This window comes from Ciceribacter thiooxidans, assembly GCF_014126615.1.
Lineage (GTDB): Bacteria > Pseudomonadota > Alphaproteobacteria > Rhizobiales > Rhizobiaceae > Allorhizobium > Allorhizobium thiooxidans.
This window is the reverse complement of record NZ_CP059897.1, coordinates 368,402-391,884: the sequence shown is the minus strand read 5'-3', so window position 1 is coordinate 391,884 and position 23,483 is coordinate 368,402. Positions and strand designations below refer to the sequence as shown.

Here is a 23,483-nt window from a genome sequence, read left to right as displayed (position 1 = left end):
CATGGGCACCTTCCACATGCCTTCGCTCGGCGCCGACATGGAGGCGGGGACACTGGTCGAATGGCTCGTCAAGCCGGGCGCGACCGTCCGCCACGGCGATGTCATTGCCGTCGTCGAGACCCAGAAGGGAGCGATTGAGATCGAGGTCTTCGAAGACGGGATCTTCGAAAAGAGCCTCGCAGCGATCGGCGACCGGCTGCCGGTCGGTGCGCCGATGGCGGTGATCGCCCATCCCGGTGAGGTTGCCGTCGAAGCTCCGGCGCCGCCGGTTTCTGTGAAGGCGGCGGAGACGATCGTGACAGCCGTCGCCCCGCCGCCCGTTCCACAGGCAGTGTCCGTGGTTCCGGCGCCGCCGGGGATAACCGCACGCATTCTTGTTACGCCGGCGGCGCGACAGCGCGCGGAACAGTTGGGAATTGCGCTGGCGGAACTGCATGGCAGCGGTCCCCGGGGCGAGATCGTGCTTGCCGATGTCGAGGCCCGGAAGGGCCGGGAGGACACGCTGCGGCAAGGCGAGGCGGCCTCGACGGGCCAGGCGATGACGGGCATGCGCGCCGCGATCGCTGCGGCGATGGCGCGATCGAAACGCGAAATCCCTCACTATTACCTCGCCCACACGGCAGAGCTCACGAAGGCCGAGACATGGCTTGCCGCCTACAATGCCGGCCGGGACCCCGCAAGCCGATTGTTGCTCGGCGCTCTCTTCGTCAGGGCCGTGGCCGTCGCGGCAAAGAGTTACCCGGAGTTCAATGGCCAATATCAGAATGGCGCATTCGCGCCGGCGAGCGCAGTGCATGCCGGCGTAGCGATCAACCTCCGCGGCGGCGGGCTCGTCGCCCCGGCGATCCATGATGCCGACCGGCTGCCCCTTCCGGAGCTCATGGAGAAGTTGAAGGATCTCGTTGCCCGCGTGCGCGCCGGACGCTTCCGGGGCTCGGAACTGGCCGACCCCACAATTACGATCTCAAGCCTCGGGGACCGGGGCGTGGAGACGCTCTATGGCGTCATCTATCCGCCGCAGGTGGCGATCGTTGGTTTCGGCACTCCCGCGACGAAAGCTGTCGTCGAAGACGACAACATCGTGCCGCGACGCGTCGTCAGCCTTTCGCTCGCCGGCGATCACAGGGTCAGCGACGGTCATCGCGGCGCGCTTTTCCTCGGCACCATCACAGATCTGCTTCAGCGACCGGAGGCGTTATGACCGCACAGGACATCGAAAATGCCGTCAAGGCGGAGCTGCGGCGGATCGCTCCCGACATCGATCCGGCCGAGGTCGTCCCCGACCGTTCGTTACGGGAACAGTATGACCTCGACTCGATCGACTTCCTCAACCTGATGGCGGCGGTCGGCAAGCGGTTCGACCTGCCGATGCCCGAGGAGGACTACCCTCGTCTTGCGACCATCTCGGCCATCGTCGCCTATATCGCGGAGAAGACCGGTCAGCCGAAGTGAAAGCTCGTCCTCCGACTGAGCTGACCTCAGGTCGTCGCAGTCGAAGCTCCGATCTATGGGACAGACATTACTCGCCCGAATACGTGACTATTCCCGGCGGCAAGTGGATTGAGCGGCGGCCGTTCGTTTCCTTCAGCCAAGCGCGGCATGGGCGCAGAGTGCCTCGATCACGCCCGGAGCCTGGCTGCTGTTCAGCCCGGCGATGTTGATTCGGCCGGAGAGCGGCATGTAGATTCCACGTCGATGGCGTAGTTCGACGATGCGGGTCTCATCAATCGGCAGAAGCGAGAACATGCCCTGCTGGGTGGCAATGGCAGCGAGCGCAGGAGAGAGGCGGGAAAGGCCCTTCGCGAGGATCGTCCGCATCGAGGTAATCCGTTTGCGTGCGTCATCGAGTTCGGTCCGCCAGTCCGTCCGCAGTTCGGGATCTGTCAGAATGGTGCGGACGACGGCCGCGCCGTGGTCCGGCGGCATGGAATAGGCGCCTCGTCCGATGGTCACGAGGTGGGACTTCAGCTTGTCGCGCGTCTCCGGCGACGCAGACGTTGCATAGACCGCACCCGTCCGTTCCCGGTATAGCCCGAAGGACTTGGAAGCCGAAGCCGCAACGATCGCTTCGGGAACTCGGTCGAGCAAGCGGCGCAACGGAGCGGCATCACTTTCGATGCCGGTGCCGAAACCCTGATAGGCGCTATCGATCACCGGCACGAGACCCTTCTCGAGGGCCACTTCGGCGACCGCCGCCCAGGTGGCGTCGTCCATGACGGCTCCGGTCGGATTATGGCAGCTCGCGTGGAGGAGAATGGCGTCGCCCGGCTGCGCCTTGTCTGCAACTACAGAGATCATCTCTCCGGCGAGCAATCTCTGGCCTGCAACGTCAAACGACGGATAGGTCACCACCGATAGCCCTGCCGCCGCGAAGATCGCCGAATGGTTCGACCAAGTGGGCGTGCCGAGAAAGATCCGCGAGGAGCCGGAGCGTCGGAGCAGTTCCGCGGCCAGCCGCAGGGCGCCGGTCCCGCCGACGGTCTGGACACCGGCAGCGTGTCGTCCTTCACCAGCGACGAACGTCCAGAATGCCTCGATGAAGGTGCGGTCGCCTTCCGGCCCGACATAAGCCTTCGTCTCCTGCGTTTCCAGAAGGTGGGCTTCCGCCCGTTTGACCGCGCGGAAGACGGGGGTTCTGCCGAGCTCATCACGATAGACCCCGACGCCGAGGTCGACCTTCGCGGGGTTCGGGTCCGCCCTGAACAGGGGAGTCAGCGCCAGCAGCGGATCATCGGCTTCGCGGCTAAGGGTTTCGAACATAGGGTTTGCCTCAAAGTTGGTCTCGTGGAAATGACGGGTGCTGCGTCAAACGCGCATCCGCGGAACGTCGTTCGGATCGAGCCGCAATTCGATCAGCAGGGGTCGGGTGCGATCTTCGATTGCGGCGATGGCGGCGCCGAGCTCGTCAGCGGAGCGGACGGCGATGCCATGGCCCCCGAGGGCCTTCGCGATCTCGGCAAAGGATGGCCAGTCGAATTCGGTGAGTCCGGGGTCCATCTTGCGGTCGAGAAACTGGATGTGTTCCGCCCCGTAGGCGGAATCGTTACAGACGATGACGATCAGGTTCTGGCGCAGTCGCACAGCGGTGTTGAACTCGTTGATCCCGCCCATCATGAAACCACCGTCGCCGGTAAAGAGGACGACCGGCCTCTCGGGTGCGGCGAGCCCTGCGCCGATTGCTTCTGCGAGGCCGAGCCCGATCGAACCGAAATTGGCGGTTACCATGAAGCTCTTCGGGTCGGTCACCGATATACGGCACCAGACTTCGGTCATGAAACGTCCGCCGTCGGTCACCAGAATCCGGTCATCAGGGAGCGCCTTGTCGAGTTCTTCCATCGCCCAGACATAGTTGACGAAACCCGGTCCGGCTTTGTCGCGCTGCCCGGGCACATGGGTCGTCAGCGTTTCGGGTGTCAGTTCGCCGGTGAAGCCGCTCGGCGGAATTTCCGCCTCGTTGAGCCAATAGAGAATATTGTCCGCGGTCAGCGCACTGTCGGCCACTAGGGCCACATCCGGATGGAGGCTGCGGCCGATGAAGCGTTGTTCGACATCGACCTGAACGACCCGCTTGCCCTTCATCAGGCCGCCCTTCTCGGTGGTGAAATCATGCAGGCCGGAACCGAAGCAGAGAATGCAGTCGGACTTGGCGATCACATCATAGGCCGCTGGCGTGCTGAGCGTGCCGAAGATGTCCATGTTGTAAGGATGGCCGGAGAAGAGACCCTTTGCCTTCAATGTCGTGGCGAGCGGTGCTTCGAGCCGGTCGGCAAGCCGGATCAATTGTTCGCGTGCGCCGCAAGCGCCACCTCCGGCGAGGATCAGAGGCCGGCGGGCAGCGGCGATAACGCCGATCGCCTTGTTCAGCGCATCACCCTCCGGAACATAGGCCGGCGTTTCGAACACCTCGAAGCGATGGGGTTGATAGGGGTGTTCGTGCCACATGAAATCGACCGGCATGTTTAGGATGATCGGGCGCCGCTCGACGCGGGCGCGATAGAAGGCCCGCGCCACGTCGTATGTCGCAGTTTCGGGTGCGCGCATCTGCTCGAACCCGGCACCGGTCGCCTTCACCACTTCGCGCTGGTCGATACTCTGGACGTGGCGCGGATTCATGACGGGGGTATCGCCCGCCAGAAGCACCATCGGAATATTGCCGCGCGCGCCTTCGGTGAGTGCCGTCACGCAATTCGTGAGGGCGGGGCCATGCGTCACGGACGCCACGCCGACGCCGCCCGACACATGGGCGAAGGCGAGTGCCATGAGAACGGAACTCCCCTCATGGGCCGCCGGCACGAAGCGACCGTCGCAGCCCCGCGCGAAGTGGTCGACCATGAAGAGGTTTGCATCGCCCATGAGCCCGAACATCGTGCCGACGTCGTGGTCGCGCACCGCCCGCGCGATGGATTGATAGACATAGTCCGTCTTTGGCGTCATGGCCGATATCCTCCCGTCGCCGTTCTCCTTGGCGTGAAAGCGAGAATAGCCGCGGCGCTGTGCACGAGGTGTGCGACTTGCACGACGATCGGCGGAAAGTTCGCACAATATGTGTGAATACGACGACAAATCTGCATGGTATGTGTAATCATATCGTGAATGATGCGCGACACAGGAGAGCCGCCATGCTTATCGACCGCCATGACCGCCAGATTCTGCACGCCCTGCAGAAAGACGGCTCGCTGACCAACGGGCAGCTGTCCGAACTGATCAACCTGTCGCCGTCGCAATGTTCGAGGCGGCGGATGGCGCTCGAAGAGGCGGGTCTGGTCGCGGGCTATCACGCGAGGCTGGATGCAGCGAAACTCGGGGTCAAGGTACGTGCGATCGTGCGTGTCAACCTGCGAATGCATGACAGGGACACCGACAAGAATTTCTCGGCATGGCTGGAACGGCAGCCGGAAGTGCAGTCGGCATTTTCCGTGTCCGGCGACGCAGATTACGTCCTCGACGTGCGCGTGCGCGACCTCGAACGCTTTTCGGACTTCGTCCATGATCGCCTGCTGATCCAGCCACAGGTCGCACAGGTGCGATCTGATTTCGTGCTGAGGACGCTGAAGGACAGTGAAGTCCTCGAACTCGGAGACTGATTGCGCGAGCGAGCAGGCCGGAGGTGCCGTCCGATCACTCGTCGTCGCGCCCGGGCGGTACTTCGGCAATCAGCCTTTTCAGCAGCGCGTCGAGCTGGATCGTCAGTTCCGGACCGAGCCTGTGGCGCAGATCGCGATCATAAGCGATGGCGCGCTGACCGAGATCCGCAAAGGCGATGCGACCCTTGTCGGTAAGGCTCAGGATTTCGGCCCGCCTGTCCTCTTCACTCGGCGTGCGCAGGAGAAAGCCGTCCGCTTCCAGTGCGGAGACCGCGCGGCTGACCTTCGTCTTCTCGACATGGGAAATGACGCAGATGTCTTTTGCCGTCATCGCGCCGAACTTGCCGAGGTTGGCCATCACCCGCCATTGCGTGCGTGTCATGCCGTAGTATTCGCGGTAGATTGCCTGAAACGAACGGGATGTCACCTCTGCCGCCTGGTTCAACAGGTAGGGCAGGAATTGTTCGAGATCGAAATCCACGTCGTGTTCTTGGTCGGCCATTCCGGTTGTCCATGAGTCTGGGGCGCGAACCTGCCATAGCCCGCCGCTGAAGTCACGACAGCGGCCGGACGCGATCCGGATGGGCCGCCGCAAAGGCCGGGATCTCTTCCAAGCGAGCCGAAACAGTGTTGGTGCGTGTAAGATTTTCCAGGTTCACGCCCCACCGCCGCGCGTTGTAGATCTGCGGTACGAGGCAGATATCGGCGAGTGTCACCTGATCGCCGTAGCAGAAGCGGCTTTCCGACTGGCGCTGCAGCATGGCCTCGAAATCCGCCAGTCCTTCCGCGATGAAATGCTTCATCCACTCCTCGATGGTCGTGCTGCCAAGTGCGGCCGCGTGGCGGGCGACGCGCAGATTGCAGACCGGATGGATTTCCATGGCGATGGCGTAGCTCAGCGCTCGCACTCTGGCCTTCCCGACGGCATCGGTCGGGAGCCATCCGGCGGAGCGCGTCTCGTTCAGATATTCGAGGATTGCCAGGGACTGCGTGAGTTCGACACCGTCGATTGAAAGGGTCGGTACCAGGCCTTGCGGATTGCGCGCCAGGTTCTCTTCGCCGCGCTGCGCGCCGGAGAGAAGGTCGACCGCCTCGCCGGCGTAGGAAATGCCCAGCAGGTTGAGCCCGATCCGCACGCGGTACGCGGCGGAGGACCGCCAGTAATCAAACAGCATGACGTCGTGTTCGGCCATCCACGAAACCCCTTCTTGCGTTCCGTCAATCTTTACCTTGACAAAGTTGCGAATGCAACTATTTACTCTGGCTCCAGATACAGATCCGATCGGAGCAGACGATGAACCAGCATCCGCTCGCCGCCGACATGACCCGTGCGCTCGGCACTTCCGGCGCGCACGAAGGCTACATGCCGGGTTTCGGCAACGACTTCGAAACCGAGGCGCTGCCCGGGGCGTTGCCGCAGGGTCAGAACTCACCGCAGAAATGCAATTATGGTCTCTATGCCGAACAGCTTTCCGGCACGGCCTTCACGGCGCCGCGCGGACAGAACGAGCGCACCTGGTGCTACCGCATCCGCCCGAGCGTCAAGCACACGTCACGGTTTGCGAAAATCGATGTGCCATTTTGGAAGTCCGCCCCGCACATCCTGCCGGACGTGACTTCCCTGGGGCAATATCGCTGGGACCCGATCCCGCATGCGGACGAAAAGCTGACATGGGTCACCGGCATGCGCACGGTGACGACGGCAGGTGACGTCAACACCCAGACCGGCATGGCGAGCCATGTTTATCTCGTCACCCAATCCATGGTGGACGAGTATTTCTACTCGGCCGATGGCGAACTGCTGGTCGTGCCGCAGGAAGGCAAGCTGCGCTTCTGCACCGAGCTCGGTGTGATCGACGTCGAGCCGAAGGAAATCGCGCTCCTGCCGCGCGGGCTGGTCTATCGTGTCGAAGTCCTCGAAGGTCCTTGCCGCGGCTTCGTTTGCGAGAACTACGGCCAGAAATTCGATCTCCCCAATCGCGGACCGATCGGCGCGAACTGCCTTGCCAATCCGCGCGATTTCAAGTGCCCTGTGGCCGCTTTCGAAGACCGGGAAGTGCCGTCACGCGTCGTTCTGAAATGGTGCGGCCAGTTCCATGAGACGCATATCGACCACTCGCCGCTGGATATCGTCGCCTGGCACGGCAATTACTGTGCCTACAAATATGACCTGCGGACCTATTCGCCGGTCGGCGCGATCCTCTTCGATCATCCTGATCCGTCGATCTTCACCGTTCTGACGGCTCCTTCGGGCAGGAGGGCACAGCCAACATTGATTTCGTGCTGTTTCGTGAGCGCTGGATGGTGGCGGAGCACTCGTTCCGCCCCCCCTGGTATCACAAGAACATTATGTCGGAGTTGATGGGCAATATCTACGGTGTCTATGACGCCAAGCCCAAGGGGTTTGCGCCGGGCGGCATGAGTCTGCACAATTGCATGCTGCCGCATGGGCCGGATCGCAATGCGTTCGAGCACGGCTCGAACGAGCCGATGGTGCCGCAGTTCCAGGCGGAAACCATGAGCTTCATGTTCGAGACGCGTTTCCCGCAGCATCTCACGGAGTGGGCTGCGAAGCATGCGCCGCTGCAGGATGACTACATCGACTGCTGGGAGAGCCTCGAGAAGAAGTTCGACGGCACGCCGGGCATCAAGAATTAGACGGTCACGAGCCGGGTTGGAGGGACAATGAAGCTTGCCACCTTGAAGGACTCCACGCGCGACGGCAAACTTGTCGTCGTCTCCAGGGATCTCACGCGCTGTTCGGAAGTCGGTCATATCGCTCGCACCCTGCAGGCGGCTCTCGACGACTGGGCCCATGTCGGGCCGCGCCTTGAGCGCGTCGCGGAAGGCCTGGAGACCGGCTCGCAACCCTTCACACGCTTCCACGAGCATGATGCGGCCTCACCGCTGCCGCGCGCCTACCAATGGGCGGATGGTTCGGCCTATGTGAACCATGTCGAACTGGTGAGGAAAGCGCGCAACGCGGAAATGCCGGAGACATTCTGGACCGATCCCCTGATGTATCAGGGCGGATCCGACAGTTTCCTCGCCCCACGCGCACCCATCTTCATGCCCGAAGACGAAGGCCTCGGCATCGACTTGGAGGGCGAAGTCGCGGTTATCGTCGATGACGTCCCCATGGGTGTTTCGACAGAAGAGGCGAGACGTGCGATCCGTTTGGTGATGCTGGCCAACGATGTGTCGCTGCGGGGCCTTATCCCGGCCGAACTGGCCAAGGGGTTCGGCTTCTTCCAGTCCAAGCCTTCCTCGGCATTCTCGCCGGTCGCCGTGACACCGGATGAACTCGGCGAAGCGTGGGACGGCGGCAAGCTCCATCTGCCTCTTTCAGTGGACTACAACGGCAAGCCCTTCGGTCGCGCCAATGCCGGCATCGACATGACCTTTGATTTTGGTCAACTGATCGCCCATGCGGCGGGGACTCGATCGCTTGTCGCCGGCACCATCATCGGTTCCGGCACCGTCTCCAACAAGCTGGGCGGCGGTCCCGGAAAGCCGGTTTCGCAAGGCGGTGCCGGCTATTCCTGCATTGCCGAAATCCGCATGATCGAGACGATCGAGAGCGGCAGGCCCAAGACCCCCTTCATGAGGTTCGGCGACACTGTGCGCATCGAAATGAAGGACAAGAGCGGAAATTCCATCTTCGGCGCCATCGAGCAAACCGTCACAAAGCTTGAACATCAGCAAGGATAGACATCCATGGCAAAGGCATTCGCTTCCCAGGGCGACCTCACTGAAAAGAAGATCAGCTTTACCGAGATCGGCGACGGGCTCTATGCCTTCACGGCCGAGGGCGACCCGAATTCCGGCGTCATCATCGGCGATGACAGCGTCATGGTCGTCGAGGCGCAGGCGACGCCGCGTCTCGCCCGGAAGGTGATCGACTGCATCCGCACCGTCACCGACAAGCCGATCAGCCATGTTGTGCTGACCCACTACCATGCCGTTCGCGTGCTCGGCGCCAGTGCCTTCAATGCCGGCCAGGTGATCATGTCGGAGGCAGCGCGCAAGATGGTCGTCGAGCGCGGACAGGAGGACTGGGACAGCGAGTTCCAGCGGTTTCCCCGCCTGTTCGAGGGCCATGAATCGATTCCGGGCCTAACTTGGCCGACCACGACTTTCAATGGAAAGATGACGGTCTTTCTCGGCAAACGCCGGGTCGACATTCTCCAGCTCGGCCGCGCCCATACGGCGGGCGACGCTGTGATCCACGTGCCGGACCAGAACGTGATGTTCACGGGTGACATCGTCGAAGCGCATTCAGCCTGCTACTGCGGCGACGGACACTTTGCCGACTGGGGCGGCACGCTTGAGGCGATCCGCGCCTATGATCTGGCGGCGATCGCCCCCGGTCGCGGCGACGCCGTGGTCGGTCGCGACGCAGTAAACGGGGCGCTCGACCGGACGAAGGATTTCGTGGACTCGACCTACCGGCCGGTGGTGCGGATTGCAGCGCGGGGCGGTTCGCTAAAGGAAGCCTGGGATGCGGTTCGCGTTGAATGCGATCCGAAGTTCAAGGATTACGCGATCTACGAGCACTGCCTGCCGTTCAATGTGGCGCGCGCCTACGACGAAGCGCGCGGGATCGACCACCCGCGCATCTGGACGGCGGAGCGCGACCTGCAGATGTGGGCGGACCTGCAGGGCTGAGGCGTTTCCCGGAGGGAGGAGGGAATCATGGAAAACCCTATTACGGAGCGCTATCCGGTAGCGTTCCGCCTGTATCCTTATGTCAGATCGCCGGACCAGGATGCGGCGACGCCGGTCCGGCACAAGGTGATCGTCGTCGGTGCGGGTCCGGTGGGGCTTGCAACCGCACTCGACCTCGGCCGGCGAGGCATTCCCGTCCTTCTGCTCGACGACCACGAGGGGCCGGGGCTCGGCAGCCGCGCGATCTGCTTTGCCAAGAGGACGCTCGAAATCTGCGACCGGCTGGGCGCGGGCGAGGCCATGCTGGCGAAGGGGATACAGTGGAACATCGGCAAGGTCTTTCATGACGACCGGCTGCTTTACGAGTTCAACCTCCTGCCGGAAGACGGCCACGCTTTCCCCGCCTTCATCAATCTGCAGCAGCCATGGTTCGAAAAGTTTCTTCATGACGGCCTGGTCACGGCGCAGGAAGAGGGAGCCCCGATCGAAATCCGTGGCCGCAATCGCGTCGATACCGTCACCCGCCACCAGGATCACGTGTCCCTCGACATCATGACGCCGGACGGGCCGTACCGGATCGAGGCCGACTGGCTGGTCGCCTGTGATGGTGCGCGCTCCCCGATCCGGAACATGCTTGGTCTCGGCTTCGAGGGGCGTGTCTTCGAGGACAACTTCCTGATCGCCGATGTGAAGATGAAGGCCGATTTCCCCACCGAGCGCTGGTTCTGGTTCGAGCCGCATTTCAAGTCTGGCGACAGCGCGCTTCTGCACAAGCAACCGGACGATATCTGGCGCATCGATTTCCAGCTCGGCTGGAACATCGACCGGGCGAAGGAACTGGAGCCGGAGAACATCAAGGCCCGCGTCAGTGCGATGCTGGGCCCCGACGTCGAATACGAGCTCGACTGGTGCTCTATCTACACGTTCCAGTGCCGCCGCATGGCAAAATTCCGCCATGGGCCGGTTCTGTTTGCCGGCGACTCTGCCCATCAGGTCTCGCCCTTCGGTGCACGCGGCGCCAATTCGGGCATTCAGGATGCTGACAATCTCGGATGGAAGCTGGCTCTCGTCGTCAACGGTCTAGCGCCCGCGGCTCTGCTCGATACATATGACGAAGAACGCGTATTCGGAGCCGACGAGAACATCGCCAACTCGACGCGGTCGACAGATTTCATCACCCCCAAATCGGCGATTTCGAAGCTCTTCCGCAATGCGGTTCTCGATCTCGCGGAAACACTTCCCTTTGCCCGCACCGTGGTCAATTCCGGCCGGCTTTCGATACCCTGCACTTACGACGGCTCGCGGTTGAATGGACCGGATCTACCGGGTCTGCCTGCCCGGACGCGTCCTGGAAGCCCATGCCCTGACGCACCGGTCGGCACGGACTGGCTGCTGCGCCTGATCGGCGGTGTCTTCACGCTTCTTGCGATCAACACGGACGTTCCCGCGACATTCATAGCGCATGGCGTCGCGCTCAAGGTCCTGTCGGTCGAAGCTTCTCCCGACAGCGGGCTCCAGGAGCGCTATCTTGGGACCGCCGGAAGTGCCGTCTATCTGATCCGCCCGGATCAACATGTGGCCGCCCGATGGGATCGCTTTGATGCCGTCGCCGTCGGCGCGGCACTTGCCCGAGCCATCGCAAAGGATTGACCCATGCTGCAGACCAAGTCCAATCTTTCCCGGCCGGATGAGAGTTATGCGCTTCTGATCAAGGCGCATGAGGGGCTCTCGGAAGAAGAAAGTCATGCCATGAATGCGCGCCTGATCCTGATCCTGATGAACCAGATCGGTGATCACGGGGTGATCAGCGAAGCGCTCGAGCTCGCCAGAACAACCGGCATCAGGGCGTGACTGCGGCGGCCGCTCGCGCCGTCATGCCGCCTGACATCTGCTCCTCGTTCGAGCGTTCTCTTGGCGTCGGTCACTGGGCCTTCATGACGTCTCCGAGCGCCTCCACCAGCATGTCGGCGTTCTCGCGCGAGAACACCAGCGGCGGGCGGATCTTCAGCACGTTGGCCCGCGGGCCCGACGCACTGATGAGGACGCGACGCTCGCGAAGGCCGTTGACGATGCGGGTGGTCAGCGCCGCATCCGGGCTCTTCGTCGCCCGGTCGGCGACGATCTCGACGCCGATGAAGAGGCCGGAGCCGCGCACGTCGCCGATGGCCGAATGGCGGCCGGCAAGACCCTTCAGGCCGTCCATCAGGTAGCGGCCGACCTCCAACGCATTCTGCTGCAGTCCCTCGATACGGATGGTGTCGAGCACCGCCTTGCCGGCGGCGGCGGCGACCGGATTGCCGCCGAAGGTGTTGAAATAGCGTGCCCTCGGGCCGAAATCGGCGATGACCTCGGGGCGCAGCACGATGCCTGCCATCGGGTAGCCGTTGCCCATCGGCTTGCCGAGGGTCACCATGTCGGGCGCAATGCCGTGACGCTCGAAGCCCCACATGGCCTCGCCGGTGCGGCCGAAGCCCGGCTGGACCTCGTCGGCGACGAAGAGGCCGCCTGCTTCGTGGATGGCATCCACTGCCGGCTTGAGGAAACCCTTCGGGCCGGCAAAGATACCGTCGCTGGAAAAGATCGTGTCGGTGATCAGCATGGCCGGCTTGATGCCATGGCGCTTCAGGTCGGCGATGGCGGCGCGGACGTCGCGGCCGAACTTTTCCATCATCTCCTCGGGCGAATGGCGGTAGCTGTCCGGTGCGGGCACCGTGCGCACGTGCGGGCCGAGGGTCACGGATTCGCCGAGCGAGGGCGAAAACTCGGCAACCGCGCTGGTCAGGCCATGATAGGCGAGATCGGTGGCGATGATGCCGGTGCCGCCGGTGACGAAACGCGTGATGCGCACGGCGAGGTCGTTGGCCTCGCTGCCCGTGCAGGTGAACATGGCCTGGCTCAGGCCCTCGGGAAAGGTCGCCGTCAGCGTTTCGGCATAGTCTACGATGCCCTCGTGCAGATAGCGCGTATGGGTGTTGAGCACGGCGGTCTGTTTCGTGATCGCTTCCACGACGCGCGGGTGGCAATGGCCAAGCGAGGCGACGTTGTTGTAGGCGTCGAGATAGCGTTCGCCTGCGGCGTCATAAAGGAAGACGCCTTCGCCGCGCACGAGATGCAGCGGCTTTTCGTAAAACAGGCGGTAGGCGGGACCGAGCACCTTTTCGCGGCGGGCGATCAGCGCCCGTTCGCTTTCGCTCAGCCGTTCGAAATCCTCGCGCGAAAAAGCATTCACCATCGACATGATCAGCCCTCGGATAGGTTGGGCACAAGCCGTTTCAGCCCGGCCGCAGTGAGTTCGGCAGTGTTTTGCAGACCACGCAAGGCGGTGGCGTGGTTGCGCATGATGTAGGCGCTGTTTTCCGGGAATCGGGCCGAGCGCCACTCAGCGATGATGATCGACATGGCGAGGCGCGCCCGCGTGAGAAGTGGCAGAAGCGCCATCTCCGCCTCTTCGAGCGCGCGCGCCGACTGGTGGCCTTCAAGGAAAGCGCCGATGCGGGCGGCCCAGTTGTCGGTGGCGAGATGATAGGAGAGCGCGACCGCGAGATCGTTGACGACCGGTGCATGCACCATGTCGCCGAAATCGATGATGCCGACCACTCGTGTCGGCTCGGCCGGATCGAGGAGAATGTTGTGCGGGTTGAAGTCGTTGTGAATAATCTGCCGGCGCCTGAGCGCCGCAATCGCCGGTAGCGACCGTTCGAATTCGGCGAGCACGGCTTCGACCTTGCCCCGGCGCTCCGGTGCGACATGGTCGATGACGGCGGCGAGATCGAGCGTATGCGAGATGTCCCACATCAGCTTTCCCTCGGGTGCCCGCCCGGCATAGCCTTCCAGACCGAGCCCGAGTTCGGCCAGTGCCCGGCCGACATTGTGGCTCTGCGTCTCCGAGGCCGGCGTGCGGTATTGTAGTTCCCCGTCGAGGAAGGTGAGGAGGCGCATGATACGCGGTCCTTCCGCCGTGGACAGCGTCTCGCTGGGCTTGCCCTCAAGGGTCGGCACCAGCCGGGGGACGGGCACGGCGGGCGCTGCGGCTTCGAGGTGCAGCAGTGCGCCGTCCTGGAAAACGAGGGCGGCGGGATCTTCGGCAGGATTGGCGATCTTCAGGATGAAGGGTGTACCGTCCGTGCGGGTAAAGAGAAAGGTCTCGTCGCGCTCGCTGGACAGACGCTTGGCCGCACCCACAAGGCCATAGACGGTCGCGACGGCCTGCTGCGCATCGTCGAGCGATGTCGGTTCCCATGTCGCCGACATCGAATCGGTCTTTTTGTCGGCCGATGGATCGGTCATACTTGCTCCCATTGCATACGGCTTTCCCCGTCCCTGGACGGTTCTGCGACGGCGGGCGCTTGTGCCGGCCGACGGGGCGTTCCCCGTAGATCGCCACAATGCCATTTGTGCATACTTGAAACATGCATAAAAAGATGCATCAAGTATCTTGTTACTTTTATTTCCCGGATGAGTTCGATGGCCGAGTTTTCGACACTGGAATATGCGAACCTTAACAGCGTCGTCTACGGCGCCCTTTGCGATGCGTTGATGCAGGGGCGGTTCCAGCCGGGCGATCGCTTGAAGATCCGTGATCTTGCCGAACAGTTCGGCACCAGCGTCACGCCGATCCGCGATGCTATCCTGCGCCTTGCCAACGACGAGGCGGTCACCTTTCGCTCTCCGCGTGACATCCGCATCGCCGGGCTCAGCGAAGAGCGCTACCGCGAGATTCGCGCCATCCGCGTGCGTCTCGAGGGACTGGCGGCGGAAACGGCCGCGCAGCTGGCGACGACTGCGGATATCCAGGCGCTGGAGCAGATCTTGCGGGAAAACGAGGCGGCAATCGCCGCTGGCGACCGCCTGAAAGGCACCCAGCTCAATCAGGCCTTCCACTTCATGCTGCCGCAGATCGCCGGACTTCCGGTGCTCACCAGCATCTTGCGCCGCCTCTGGCTGCAGATGGGTCCGCATATTTCCGGGGCTTATCTCGCCGGCGGCCGGGCGATGATCGACCATCACTATCCGGTCGTCGAGGCGCTCAGGCGTCATGATCCGACGGCGGCCTCGATGGCCATCGTCGACGATATCCTTCTGGGTGGAAAGCCGATTCTCGAGTGCATCGAACGGGATGCAGGCCGGGAGGCCCGGCGCGCCTGAGGAGTGGTGAAAAGAGAGACTTGCAATTCGTCGACCGCTTATTATGATGTATCAAGCATCAAGAGGAGTTCTGTATGACCGAAGAATGCCGCTATATGTTGCTGACGGGGGCGAGCCGCGGCATCGGTCATGCGACGGTGAAGCTCTTCCAGTCGAGAGGCTGGCGCATGCTCACCGTTTCCCGCCAGCCGTTTTCCGAGGAATGCGCCTGGCCGTCCGCCCGCGAAAGTCACATTCAGGCCGATCTTGCCGATCTCTCGCAGATCGACCGTCTCGCCGCGACCGTGCGTGAACGGCTGCCGAACGGCAAGCTGCACGCGCTCGTCAACAATGCGGGCATCTCTCCGAAAGGGCCGGGCAGGAGCCGGCTCGGCGTCATGGCCACGGATGCGACTGTCTGGACGCAGGTGCTCAACGTCAATCTCGTCTCGACGGCGCTGCTCGCGCGCACGCTGATGCCGGAGCTGGAGGCGGCGAGGGGCTCGATCGTCAACGTCACCTCTATAGCCGGTTCGCGCGTGCATCCATTCGCGGGCGTTGCATATGCCGCGTCGAAGGCGGCGCTTGCGGCGCTCACGCGCGAGATGGCGCATGAATTCGGCCGTCGCGGCGTGCGCGCCAATGCGATAGCGCCGGGCGAAATCGAAACCTCGATCCTCTCGCCGGGGACCGATGCGCTGGTGGCGGCGGAAGTGCCGATGGGACGGCTGGGCGAACCGCGCGAAGTCGCGGAAACCATCTATTTCCTCTGCACCGATTCCTCCTCCTACATCAATGGAGCGGAGATCCACATCAACGGAGGGCAGCACGTTTGACAACGGTCAAGCGGGGCAAGTTACCCGTTGACCGGCGATGACCGGAATGCATCAATCGGCCGAAACGTTCAGGGGAAAGGGCGCGACGACCGGAGTGGCGGCAGCCGAAGGTGCAAAGCATCGGGTTGGCGGTCGGCGTGAATACGACACGGAGCCGGCAACGGCTCGATACAACGAAGAAAAGGGGAATGCCATGAAAACCATCTTGAAATCGGGTGTCCTGGCGGCGGCCGCCGTCGTTCTGTCGGCGAGCCTTGCTGCGCCGGTTCTCGCGCGTGACCTCACCGTCGTCTCCTGGGGCGGTAACTACCAGGACGCGCAGCGCAACATCTACTTCAAGCCGTTCTCGGAAAAGATCGGCAAGCCGGTGCTCGACGAGGCCTGGGACGGCGGGATCGGCGTCATCCAGTCGAAGGTCAAGGCGGGTGCCCCGAACTGGGATGCCGTGCAGGTGGAAGCCGAGGAGCTGGCGCTCGGCTGTGCCGACGGTCTCTATGAGAAGATCGACTGGGACAAGATGGGCGGCAAGGACAAGTACCTCGACAGCGCCGTCAATGACTGTGGTGTCGGCGCGATTGTCTGGTCGACGGCGATCGCCTATGACGGCGACAAGCTGGCCGAAGGCCCAACCTCCTGGGCGGATTTCTGGAACGTCGAGAAGTTCCCCGGCAAGCGCTCGCTGCGCAAGGGCCCGAAATACACGCTGGAATTCGCGCTGCTCGCCGACGGCGTCTCCAAGGACGAACTCTATGACGTGCTCGGCACGGAAGAGGGTGTCGCCCGCGCTTTCAAGAAGCTCGACGAATTGAAGCCGAACATCATCTGGTGGGAGTCCGGTGCCCAGCCGCTGCAGTTCCTCGCTTCGGGCGAAGTCGTCATGACCTCGGCCTATAACGGCCGCATCACCGGCATCAACCGTTCGGAGGGCAAGAACTTCAAGGTCGTCTTTCCGGGCAGCATCTATGCCGTCGACAGCTGGGTCGTGCTGAAGGACGCCGAGAACAAGGACGTCGCGCAGGACTTCATCGCCTTTGCGAGCCTGCCGGAAAACCAGGCGAAGCTGCCGGAGTTCGTTGCATACGGTCTGCCGAACAAGGAAGCGGCCGCCAAGGTGCCGGCGGAGTTCGCCAAGGATCTGCCGACCGATCCGGCGAACATGACGGACGCCATTCCGCTCAACGTTGATTTCTGGATCGACAATGCCGAAACGCTGACGCAGCGCTTCAACGCCTGGCTCGCCCAGTAAGGACATCCGTGGTGAAGGGCGCCCCGTCGGGCGCTCTTCCTGCATGGCCGGGTGCGTTCCGCAAGGTGTACCTTCGCCTCTAGCGATGGAGTCTTCCGTGGCCGAGTTCATTCGATTTGACCGCATCACGAAATTCTACGGCCCGCTCTGCGTGGTCGAGAACCTTGATCTTGCCATCGGGAAGGGCGAGTTCGTCAGCCTGCTCGGCCCGTCCGGCTCCGGCAAGACGACGCTTCTGATGATGCTCGCCGGCTTCGAGCAACCGACGTCCGGTAATATCCTGCTCGACGGAGCAGCGATCAACGCCGTGCCCACCCACAAACGGGACATGGGCGTCGTCTTCCAGAGCTACGCTCTCTTTCCCCACATGTCCGTCGGCGACAACATCGCCTTTCCGCTGCAGATGCGCGGTGTCGGCAAGGCGGAAATCGGCGAGCGCGTCAGCCGCGCGCTCGACATGGTTCAGATGTCGGCCCTGTCCGACCGGCGCCCGATACAGCTCTCCGGTGGCCAGCAGCAGCGCGTGGCGCTCGCTCGCGCCCTGGTTTTCGAACCCCGCGTCGTGCTGATGGACGAGCCGCTCGGCGCGCTCGACAAGCAGCTGCGCGAGCAGATGCAACTCGATATTCGCGATCTGCATCGCCGTCTCGGTCTCACGATCGTCTTCGTCACGCACGACCAGTCCGAAGCCCTCACCATGTCGGACCGCGTCGCCGTCTTCAACCGGGGCAAGATCGAGCAGATCGGCACGCCCCGCGAGGTCTATGATGAACCGGCGACGCGCTTCGTTGCCGAGTTCATCGGGGAGACCAACCTCTTCGAAGGTGTCGTGGAAACCGTACACGGCGCGGAGGCGACCGTGCGGCTTGCCTCGGGCGCGAAGATCGTGTCGGCCGTCTCCGGCAGCGTTGCTTCCGGCCAACCCGTCCTCCTGTCCATCCGTCCGGAGCGGGTCGATCTCAGCGAAACGCCGGGCGGGGCGCGCAATGTGCTGGAAACTGAGGTCACCGACTCCGTCTACCAGGGTGATCATCTGCGCGTGCAGCTGCAAAACCTCAGCCATCCGTTGATCGCCAAGCTTGGCCGGAGGTCGCGCGAGTTTCCGCCGGGCACCAGGGTCTTTGCGGCCTTTTCGGCGGGCGACTGTCGAGTCATCATGCCATGAGTATGGCTCCCTCCCGCACCAGGCGGTCGCTTCTCCTGCTCTCGCCGCTGATGCTCTTCCTCATCGGCTTCTTCGTGTGGCCGCTTTTCAGCATGATGTCGCAGGCCGTGTCCGATCCCGCCGTGCTGCGGCTTTTGCCACGCAGTGCGGAGGTTCTCGCCGACTGGGACCGCAAGTCACCCCCGACCATGCCGATGCAGCTCGCCATGATGGAGGACCTGAAGGCGGTAGACAACGACCAGGCGCTCGGCGACATGGTGCGTCGCCTCAATAGCGCGCGCCCCGGCTTCCGCACGCTCATGGGCAAGACCACGAGTGCGCTGAAGGATACCGAAAACCCGCACAGCGACCTCGTTTCCATCGATAAGCGCTGGGAAAAGCCGGAATTCTGGCTGGCGATTGCCGATGCGCTCTCGCCCTATACCGATCGCAACCTTCTCGCCGCCGTGGACCTTGGGCGCAATGCCGCCGGCGAGATCGAGCATTTGCCGCCGGACCAGTCGGTCAACAGTGTGATCCTCGCGCGCACCTTCTGGATCGCCGCGCTCGTCACCTTCGCCTGTGCCTGCATCGGCTATCCCTATGCCATTATCGCTGCCTCGCTGTCCGGCTGGAAGCGCGATCTGATGCTTGCCGCCGTGCTGCTGCCGCTCTGGACCTCACTCCTGGTTCGCACTGCGGCCTGGTTCATCCTGTTGCAGGAAAAGGGACTGATCAATGATCTCCTGTTGATGCTCGGCATCGTCGACGCACCGCTCGCGCTGATTTTCAACCGCACCGGCGTCATGATCGCCATGACCCATGTGCTCCTGCCCTTCATGGTGCTGCCCATCTATTCCGTGCTGATCACCATCCCGGAGAACCTGATGCCCGCCGCCGCCTCACTCGGGGCACCTCCGTTGCGCGCCTTTGTGAGCGTGCTGCTGCCGCTCAGTCTGCGCGGCGTCGCCTCGGGCGGGCTGCTCGTCTTCATCTCGGCGATCGGCTACTACATCACACCGGCGCTGATCGGCGGACCGGGCGACCAGATGATCTCGTCCATCATCGCCTTCTATGCCACCGGTTCCGCGAACTGGGGCATGGCCGGCGCGCTCGGCGTCGTCCTGCTCGTCGCGACGCTCCTGCTCTACAGCGTCTATGCACGGCTCTCCAGCGACGAGCCAGGGAGGAGCTGACGATGTCGACGAAGATCGCCAAGGCTACCTTCGCTACGCTGACGATTCTCTTCCTCGTCGCGCCGCTGATCGCCATCCTGCCGCTCGCCTTCACGTCGAGCGTCATCCTCACCTATCCGATCCCCTCCTGGTCGCTGCGCTGGTTCGAGGAATTGTTCTTCGCCGATGCCTGGCGGCGGGCGATCGTCAACAGCCTGATCATAGGAACGGGAACGACACTGCTGGCGACGGTCCTCGGCACGGCCGCCTCGCTCGGCCTGCGCAACCGGCTGCTCTTCTTCCGGGGCTCGATGCGCACGCTCTTCCTTCTGCCCATGGTCGTGCCTGCCGTCGTCCTTGGTGTCGGTTTGCAAGTGCTCCTGTCGGGATTTGGCCTCACCAACAGCTATCTTGGGGTCATCATCGCCCACACGGTCGTCGCCGTGCCCTTCGTGGTGGTGAGCGTCACGGGAGCGCTTGCGGGCATCGACGAGCGGGTGGAGCGTGCCGCCCAGAGCCTCGGCGCCTCGCCGACGACGGTCTTTCGCCGCATCACCTTGCCGCTTGCCATGCCGGGTGTGCTGTCGGGCGCCGTGCTGGCCTTCGCGACCTCGCTCGACGAGGTGGTGCTGACGCTCTTCGTCGCCGGCCCGAACCAGCGAACACTGGCGAGGCAGATGTTCTCATCGATCCGCGAGAATATCAGCCCGGCGATTGCCGCTGCCGCCTTCCTCTTTATTGCGGCGACAATCCTCTTCGGCCTCGTCGTCGTCCTGTCGCGGTCTATGCTGGCGAAGCGGCGCTAGGTCGCCCGTTGAATGTAGAGCGCCTCAGCGCGCGGCGACTGCCCTGCTCTGCGGATGGAAGCCCAGCTTTTCGGAAATTTCGCTTGCCGCCTGCAGCAGGCTCTCGAGATAGGCGCTCCGATTGCGCAGCCCGTCTTCACGCGGCGTGACGAGGCAGAGTGTTGCGATACAGGTGCCGTCGGCCTGATAGATCGGCACGGCAAAGCAATGGGTGAAATTCTCGACTTCACTGTTGAAGGTGAAGTAGCCATCACGGCTCGCCTGCCGGACCTGGGCGATGAACTCGGACGGCTGCATCTGCCGTCCGTCGGGGAGGACGAAATCCTCCGGCGGGATGAAATCGATGATCTCCTGATCGGTCAGGTGCGACACGAGCAGGCGGCCCGAGGCGGTCCAGGGGATCGAAACCAGTTCGCCGACATTGGACGAAATCCGGAAAGGCCGGATTCCCTCGCGCATCATGGCGACGGTATACTTCCTGCCTTCCAGCAGGCACATCTGTGCCGTCTCGCGGGTCTCCTCTGCGAGCCTGACCAGCATGCGGTCGCATTCGCGCATCAGGTCGAATTGCTCGGCATAGGCGGTGCCGAGGAAGTAGAGGCGACGGCCGAGATAGACGCGGCCGTCACCTCCCTGATAATCGAGCATCCCGTGGCTCAGGAGGAGATTGACGAGTTCGTAGACCGACGAACGGGGCGCCCCGATTTCGGATGCGATTTCGTTCGGCCGCATGGGCTGCCGCTTCACGCGGAGAAACTCGAGGATCTCGAAGGCGCGATCCAGTCCCCGGGTGCGTCGTGACACCATATCGCCTGCGGCCTCGGCCATGCATTTCTCCAATCGCTGTCAGGCGCGATCAGCGCGGTAAGCCACGCAATCGACCTCTACCTTGCAATCGACCATCATACGCGACTGAACACAAGCGCGTGCCGGCGGATGCTCACCGAAGTACTCGGCATAGACGCCGTTGAAACTCCAGAAGTCGCGTGGGTCGTCGAGCCAGACGCCGACGCGCACCACGTCTTCGACGCCGTAACCAGCTTCATGCAGGATGGCAATGAGGTTTTCGATCGCCTTGCGGGTCTCCGCTACGATGCCACCGCGGACGATTTCGCCCTTTTCCATCGACACCTGGCCCGAGACATAGAGCCATCCGTTCGCCTCGACGGCGCGGGCAAAGGGAAGTGGCTGACCGCCTGCACCGGTTTCGCCTGCACCGTAACGTTTGATCGTCATAGAAATCTCTCTTCTTCTTTCAGTTGAAACTGGATGTCTTCAGGAATTCGGCAAGCCGCTCCGTCTTCGGGTTGACGAACATCGTCTTCGGGTCGCCTTCTTCGCATATGACGCCCTGGTTCATGAAGATCACGCGGGTGGACACCTCGTATGCGAAGCGCATCTCGTGGGTGACGAGCAGCATGCTCATGCCGTCGGCGGCCAGACCCTTGATCACCTGCAGCACTTCGCCAACGAGTTCCGGATCGAGCGCCGATGTCACCTCGTCGAACAGCATCAGTCGCGGCGCCATGGCGATCGCGCGAGCGATGGCGACGCGCTGCTGCTGGCCGCCGGACAGCTGGCCGGGATAGTGATCGCCGCGCCTCGCCAACCCGACACGGTCCAGCCATTTCTCTGCGATGGCGCGCGCGTCGTCGCGGCTCATCTTCTTCACCTTGACGAGCCCGAGCATGATGTTTTGCAGGGCGGTCATGTGCGGAAAGAGATTGAACTGCTGGAAGGCCATGCCGGTCATCGCCCGTTGCCTTGCGATTTCCTTTTCGCTCTTGCGTTTGCGGACGCCACCGGCGTGATCGTATCCGATCTCCTCGCCGGCGAGGCGAATATGTCCGCCCTGGAAATCCTCCAGCATGTTGATGCAGCGAAGCATCGTGGTCTTGCCGGACCCGGAGGAGCCAATGATCGAGATCACCTCGCCTTCGTGCATGGTGCAGTCCACGCCCTTCAGCACTTCCAGTGTCCCGTATTGTTTGCGAAGACCCTCGATTTCGAGAAGTATCTTGCTCATGATGTGCGACCTCAGGACGGGACGGCCGTCTTGCGCTCGACGTATTTGCCGAAGCGCTCGATGCCGTAATTGATGACGAAATAGAGAAGCCCGGCGAAGAAATAGAACTGCAGGCTCATGAAATTGCGAGAGATGATCTCCTGGGTGCGCAGCAGGAGCTCTGCCACGCCTATCACGGAGAGCAGCGTCGAGGCCTTCACCATCTCGGCGGCGGTGTTGACCCAGGCCGGCAGGAATTGCCGAAGGGCTTGAGGCCAGAGCACATAGGCAAACGTCTGGCCGAAGGTCAGGCCGATCGCCTTGGCGGCTTCTGTCTGTCCCTTGGGAATGGCTTGAAGTCCGCCGCGAACGATCTCGCCGACATGCGACGAACAAAAGATCGCGAGCGCCAGGACGCCGGCCTGGAACGGCCCGAGCTCGATGCCGACGGTGGATAGCACGTAGTAGCTCGCCAGGACCAGCACGAGCACCGGCGTTCCGCGAATGACGTCGGTATAGGCGCGTACCACGAGGCGGAGCACACGGTTGCCGTAGACCAGCGACAGGCCGACGAGCACGCCGAGCAGCGAGCCGACGATGATCGACATGAGCGAGATCGAGACGGTGACGCCGAGACCCTTGAGGATCACGTAGCGCGCGAGCCAGAGTTGATCGAGGAAGGTTGAGAGATCCATCATGACTTCCACCTATCTTGGGACGGCCAGCCGCCGCTCGGCGACGCGCATGAGGGCCGCGAGCAGGGTACAGGTGGCGACGTAGAGGCCCGAGGTGACGATCCAGGTTTCGATCACACGGAAGGTTTCGACGTTGATCTTGCGCGCCTCGAAGGTGAGTTCCGGCACGGCGATTGCCGCAGCGAGCGACGTATCCTTGAACAGCGAGATCACGGTCGAGGACAGCGAGGGCAGTACGTTGCGGAACATGAGCGGTGTGATGATCGAGGTACGGATCTGCATCGGCGTGAGGCCGATGGCGAGACCGGCTTCGGTCAGACCCCTGGGGATCGACAGAAGGCCGGCGCGGAAGACTTCGGCGAGATAGGCGCCGGAGTAGATGGAGAGGACCGCGACGAAGCTCTCGATCTTACCGAGCCGTACGCCCATCTGCGGCAAAGCGAAATAGGCAAAGAGCACGAGGACCAGGATCGGCAGGTTTCGGATGACCGTCACATATGTCGCGGCCGGCGTCTTGAGCCACGCGTTTCTGGATACCAGTGCGAACGCGACCATCAGGCCGATCAGCGCGCCGATCAGAATGGAAACGAAAGCCAGGCCGAGGCTGAGAAGCAATCCTTCGAGAAGCTGGTCGAAGCTGCGCCAGACGGCGGCGAAATTGAGCGTATAACCCATGGCGGGGTCCTGCCATAGAAAGGAA

Annotated in this window: 24 protein-coding genes and 1 pseudogene; 14 read left to right on the top strand and 11 right to left on the bottom strand. The window is 62.9% G+C overall.

Features of this window, described 5'->3' with window-relative positions:
• Window position 1 precedes the first annotated feature (1 nt).
• Together H4I97_RS19825 and H4I97_RS19820 are read left to right on the top strand one after the other, a co-directional pair.
• The gene (locus H4I97_RS19825; protein WP_182308601.1) at window positions 2-1,201 is read left to right on the top strand and encodes a dihydrolipoamide acetyltransferase family protein; all 1,200 of its coding nucleotides are present in this window, start codon (window positions 2-4) and stop codon (window positions 1,199-1,201) included.
• A complete protein-coding gene (locus H4I97_RS19820) occupies window positions 1,198-1,452 on the top strand; it encodes an acyl carrier protein (RefSeq protein WP_182308599.1) in 255 nt (84 codons plus the stop codon). The genes H4I97_RS19825 and H4I97_RS19820 overlap by 4 nt, the downstream gene beginning before the upstream one ends.
• Window positions 1,453-1,584: 132 nt before the next feature.
• On the opposite strand, the gene H4I97_RS19815 is transcribed toward H4I97_RS19820, so the two are convergent.
• Both H4I97_RS19815 and H4I97_RS19810 read right to left on the bottom strand, forming a co-directional pair.
• Entirely contained in the window at window positions 1,585-2,760 is a 1,176-nt protein-coding gene (locus H4I97_RS19815) for an aromatic amino acid transaminase (protein WP_182308597.1), read from the bottom strand.
• A gap of 45 nt (window positions 2,761-2,805) precedes the next feature.
• On the bottom strand, window positions 2,806-4,434 hold the full coding sequence (locus H4I97_RS19810; RefSeq protein WP_182308595.1) for a thiamine pyrophosphate-binding protein: 1,629 nt from the start codon (window positions 4,432-4,434) through the stop codon (window positions 2,806-2,808).
• Between the two features lie 185 nt (window positions 4,435-4,619).
• Between H4I97_RS19810 and H4I97_RS19805 the strand changes: the two genes are divergently transcribed.
• Window positions 4,620-5,084, top strand: coding sequence for an Lrp/AsnC family transcriptional regulator (locus H4I97_RS19805; RefSeq protein WP_182308593.1), 465 nt, complete (start codon window positions 4,620-4,622; stop codon window positions 5,082-5,084).
• Window positions 5,085-5,118: 34 nt separating this feature from the next.
• Here the strand turns inward: H4I97_RS19805 and H4I97_RS19800 are convergent, their stop codons facing one another.
• Window positions 5,119-5,586 carry a MarR family winged helix-turn-helix transcriptional regulator gene (locus H4I97_RS19800; protein ID WP_182308591.1) on the bottom strand — a complete coding sequence of 156 codons (468 nt, stop codon included), beginning with the start codon at window positions 5,584-5,586 and terminating at the stop codon, window positions 5,119-5,121.
• A gap of 52 nt (window positions 5,587-5,638) precedes the next feature.
• Window positions 5,639-6,277 carry a maleylacetoacetate isomerase gene (gene maiA / locus H4I97_RS19795; RefSeq protein WP_182308589.1) on the bottom strand — a complete coding sequence of 213 codons (639 nt, stop codon included), beginning with the start codon at window positions 6,275-6,277 and terminating at the stop codon, window positions 5,639-5,641.
• A 101-nt stretch (window positions 6,278-6,378) separates the two neighbouring features.
• Here maiA and hmgA point away from each other — a divergent pair.
• The 5 genes and pseudogenes from hmgA to H4I97_RS19770 all read left to right on the top strand — a co-directional run bounded on the left by hmgA (window position 6,379) and on the right by H4I97_RS19770 (window position 11,603).
• Window positions 6,379-7,742, top strand: a pseudogene (gene hmgA / locus H4I97_RS19790) (homogentisate 1,2-dioxygenase).
• Window positions 7,743-7,769: 27 nt separating this feature from the next.
• Complete coding sequence (locus H4I97_RS19785; protein WP_182308587.1) at window positions 7,770-8,795, top strand: fumarylacetoacetate hydrolase family protein; 1,026 nt, start codon at window positions 7,770-7,772, stop codon at window positions 8,793-8,795.
• Window positions 8,796-8,801: 6 nt separating this feature from the next.
• Window positions 8,802-9,752, top strand: a complete 951-nt coding sequence (locus H4I97_RS19780; RefSeq protein ID WP_182308585.1) for an MBL fold metallo-hydrolase — start codon at window positions 8,802-8,804, stop codon at window positions 9,750-9,752.
• A gap of 27 nt (window positions 9,753-9,779) precedes the next feature.
• The gene (locus H4I97_RS19775; protein ID WP_182308583.1) at window positions 9,780-11,402 is read left to right on the top strand and encodes an FAD-dependent oxidoreductase; all 1,623 of its coding nucleotides are present in this window, start codon (window positions 9,780-9,782) and stop codon (window positions 11,400-11,402) included.
• 3 nt (window positions 11,403-11,405) lie between these two features.
• The gene (locus H4I97_RS19770) at window positions 11,406-11,603 is read left to right on the top strand and encodes a DUF2783 domain-containing protein (RefSeq protein WP_182308581.1); all 198 of its coding nucleotides are present in this window, start codon (window positions 11,406-11,408) and stop codon (window positions 11,601-11,603) included.
• A 70-nt stretch (window positions 11,604-11,673) separates the two neighbouring features.
• Here the strand turns inward: H4I97_RS19770 and H4I97_RS19765 are convergent, their stop codons facing one another.
• Together H4I97_RS19765 and H4I97_RS19760 are read right to left on the bottom strand one after the other, a co-directional pair.
• Window positions 11,674-12,990, bottom strand: coding sequence for an aspartate aminotransferase family protein (locus H4I97_RS19765; RefSeq protein ID WP_182308579.1), 1,317 nt, complete (start codon window positions 12,988-12,990; stop codon window positions 11,674-11,676).
• A 2-nt stretch (window positions 12,991-12,992) separates the two neighbouring features.
• Window positions 12,993-14,039: a phosphotransferase gene (locus tag H4I97_RS19760; RefSeq protein ID WP_182308577.1), complete on the bottom strand. Its 1,047-nt coding sequence runs from the start codon at window positions 14,037-14,039 to the stop codon at window positions 12,993-12,995.
• A gap of 177 nt (window positions 14,040-14,216) precedes the next feature.
• On the opposite strand from H4I97_RS19760, the gene H4I97_RS19755 reads away from it, so the two are divergent.
• The 6 genes from H4I97_RS19755 to H4I97_RS19730 all read left to right on the top strand — a co-directional run bounded on the left by H4I97_RS19755 (window position 14,217) and on the right by H4I97_RS19730 (window position 20,083).
• Window positions 14,217-14,897, top strand: a complete 681-nt coding sequence (locus H4I97_RS19755) for a GntR family transcriptional regulator (protein ID WP_182308575.1) — start codon at window positions 14,217-14,219, stop codon at window positions 14,895-14,897.
• 74 nt (window positions 14,898-14,971) lie between these two features.
• Window positions 14,972-15,712, top strand: a complete 741-nt coding sequence (locus H4I97_RS19750; RefSeq protein WP_182308573.1) for an SDR family NAD(P)-dependent oxidoreductase — start codon at window positions 14,972-14,974, stop codon at window positions 15,710-15,712.
• Between the two features lie 193 nt (window positions 15,713-15,905).
• Window positions 15,906-16,958, top strand: coding sequence for an ABC transporter substrate-binding protein (locus tag H4I97_RS19745; protein ID WP_182308571.1), 1,053 nt, complete (start codon window positions 15,906-15,908; stop codon window positions 16,956-16,958).
• A gap of 85 nt (window positions 16,959-17,043) precedes the next feature.
• The gene (locus tag H4I97_RS19740; protein ID WP_378144136.1) at window positions 17,044-18,123 is read left to right on the top strand and encodes an ABC transporter ATP-binding protein; all 1,080 of its coding nucleotides are present in this window, start codon (window positions 17,044-17,046) and stop codon (window positions 18,121-18,123) included.
• Entirely contained in the window at window positions 18,120-19,298 is a 1,179-nt protein-coding gene (locus H4I97_RS19735) for an ABC transporter permease (protein ID WP_182308567.1), read from the top strand. Before H4I97_RS19740 ends, H4I97_RS19735 begins: the two co-directional genes overlap by 4 nt.
• 2 nt (window positions 19,299-19,300) lie before the next feature.
• A complete protein-coding gene (locus tag H4I97_RS19730) occupies window positions 19,301-20,083 on the top strand; it encodes an ABC transporter permease (protein WP_182308565.1) in 783 nt (260 codons plus the stop codon).
• 24 nt (window positions 20,084-20,107) lie between these two features.
• On the opposite strand, the gene H4I97_RS19725 is transcribed toward H4I97_RS19730, so the two are convergent.
• The 5 genes from H4I97_RS19725 to H4I97_RS19705 are packed head-to-tail and all read right to left on the bottom strand — an operon-like array spanning window position 20,108 to window position 23,458.
• The gene (locus H4I97_RS19725) at window positions 20,108-20,911 is read right to left on the bottom strand and encodes an IclR family transcriptional regulator (protein WP_182308563.1); all 804 of its coding nucleotides are present in this window, start codon (window positions 20,909-20,911) and stop codon (window positions 20,108-20,110) included.
• A gap of 18 nt (window positions 20,912-20,929) precedes the next feature.
• Window positions 20,930-21,319 carry a RidA family protein gene (locus H4I97_RS19720; RefSeq protein ID WP_182308561.1) on the bottom strand — a complete coding sequence of 130 codons (390 nt, stop codon included), beginning with the start codon at window positions 21,317-21,319 and terminating at the stop codon, window positions 20,930-20,932.
• Window positions 21,320-21,338: 19 nt separating this feature from the next.
• Entirely contained in the window at window positions 21,339-22,109 is a 771-nt protein-coding gene (locus H4I97_RS19715) for an amino acid ABC transporter ATP-binding protein (RefSeq protein ID WP_182308559.1), read from the bottom strand.
• An 11-nt stretch (window positions 22,110-22,120) separates the two neighbouring features.
• Window positions 22,121-22,786, bottom strand: coding sequence for an amino acid ABC transporter permease (locus tag H4I97_RS19710; RefSeq protein WP_378144131.1), 666 nt, complete (start codon window positions 22,784-22,786; stop codon window positions 22,121-22,123).
• Window positions 22,787-22,795: 9 nt separating this feature from the next.
• On the bottom strand, window positions 22,796-23,458 hold the full coding sequence (locus H4I97_RS19705; protein WP_182308557.1) for an amino acid ABC transporter permease: 663 nt from the start codon (window positions 23,456-23,458) through the stop codon (window positions 22,796-22,798).
• Window positions 23,459-23,483 lie beyond the last annotated feature (25 nt).

Excerpts from the sequence above, each read along its gene's own strand:
- H4I97_RS19750 (WP_182308573.1), top strand. The coding sequence starts at position 14,972 with ATGACCGAAGAATGCCGCTATATGTTGCTGACGGGGGCGAGCCGCGGC.
- H4I97_RS19770 (WP_182308581.1), top strand. The coding sequence starts at position 11,406 with ATGCTGCAGACCAAGTCCAATCTTTCCCGGCCGGATGAGAGTTATGCG.
- H4I97_RS19715 (WP_182308559.1), bottom strand. The coding sequence starts at position 22,109 with ATGAGCAAGATACTTCTCGAAATCGAGGGTCTTCGCAAACAATACGGG.
- maiA (WP_182308589.1), bottom strand. The coding sequence starts at position 6,277 with ATGGCCGAACACGACGTCATGCTGTTTGATTACTGGCGGTCCTCCGCC.
- H4I97_RS19710 (WP_378144131.1), bottom strand. The coding sequence starts at position 22,786 with ATGATGGATCTCTCAACCTTCCTCGATCAACTCTGGCTCGCGCGCTAC.
- H4I97_RS19800 (WP_182308591.1), bottom strand. The coding sequence starts at position 5,586 with ATGGCCGACCAAGAACACGACGTGGATTTCGATCTCGAACAATTCCTG.
- H4I97_RS19730 (WP_182308565.1), top strand. The coding sequence starts at position 19,301 with ATGTCGACGAAGATCGCCAAGGCTACCTTCGCTACGCTGACGATTCTC.
- H4I97_RS19765 (WP_182308579.1), bottom strand. The coding sequence starts at position 12,990 with ATGTCGATGGTGAATGCTTTTTCGCGCGAGGATTTCGAACGGCTGAGC.
- H4I97_RS19785 (WP_182308587.1), top strand. The coding sequence starts at position 7,770 with ATGAAGCTTGCCACCTTGAAGGACTCCACGCGCGACGGCAAACTTGTC.
- H4I97_RS19755 (WP_182308575.1), top strand. The coding sequence starts at position 14,217 with ATGGCCGAGTTTTCGACACTGGAATATGCGAACCTTAACAGCGTCGTC.
- H4I97_RS19810 (WP_182308595.1), bottom strand. The coding sequence starts at position 4,434 with ATGACGCCAAAGACGGACTATGTCTATCAATCCATCGCGCGGGCGGTG.
- H4I97_RS19820 (WP_182308599.1), top strand. The coding sequence starts at position 1,198 with ATGACCGCACAGGACATCGAAAATGCCGTCAAGGCGGAGCTGCGGCGG.
- H4I97_RS19720 (WP_182308561.1), bottom strand. The coding sequence starts at position 21,319 with ATGACGATCAAACGTTACGGTGCAGGCGAAACCGGTGCAGGCGGTCAG.
- H4I97_RS19805 (WP_182308593.1), top strand. The coding sequence starts at position 4,620 with ATGCTTATCGACCGCCATGACCGCCAGATTCTGCACGCCCTGCAGAAA.
- H4I97_RS19775 (WP_182308583.1), top strand. The coding sequence starts at position 9,780 with ATGGAAAACCCTATTACGGAGCGCTATCCGGTAGCGTTCCGCCTGTAT.
- H4I97_RS19745 (WP_182308571.1), top strand. The coding sequence starts at position 15,906 with ATGAAAACCATCTTGAAATCGGGTGTCCTGGCGGCGGCCGCCGTCGTT.
- H4I97_RS19780 (WP_182308585.1), top strand. The coding sequence starts at position 8,802 with ATGGCAAAGGCATTCGCTTCCCAGGGCGACCTCACTGAAAAGAAGATC.
- H4I97_RS19815 (WP_182308597.1), bottom strand. The coding sequence starts at position 2,760 with ATGTTCGAAACCCTTAGCCGCGAAGCCGATGATCCGCTGCTGGCGCTG.
- H4I97_RS19735 (WP_182308567.1), top strand. The coding sequence starts at position 18,120 with ATGAGTATGGCTCCCTCCCGCACCAGGCGGTCGCTTCTCCTGCTCTCG.
- H4I97_RS19725 (WP_182308563.1), bottom strand. The coding sequence starts at position 20,911 with ATGGCCGAGGCCGCAGGCGATATGGTGTCACGACGCACCCGGGGACTG.
- H4I97_RS19705 (WP_182308557.1), bottom strand. The coding sequence starts at position 23,458 with ATGGGTTATACGCTCAATTTCGCCGCCGTCTGGCGCAGCTTCGACCAG.
- H4I97_RS19740 (WP_378144136.1), top strand. The coding sequence starts at position 17,044 with ATGGAGTCTTCCGTGGCCGAGTTCATTCGATTTGACCGCATCACGAAA.
- H4I97_RS19760 (WP_182308577.1), bottom strand. The coding sequence starts at position 14,039 with ATGACCGATCCATCGGCCGACAAAAAGACCGATTCGATGTCGGCGACA.
- H4I97_RS19825 (WP_182308601.1), top strand. The coding sequence starts at position 2 with ATGGGCACCTTCCACATGCCTTCGCTCGGCGCCGACATGGAGGCGGGG.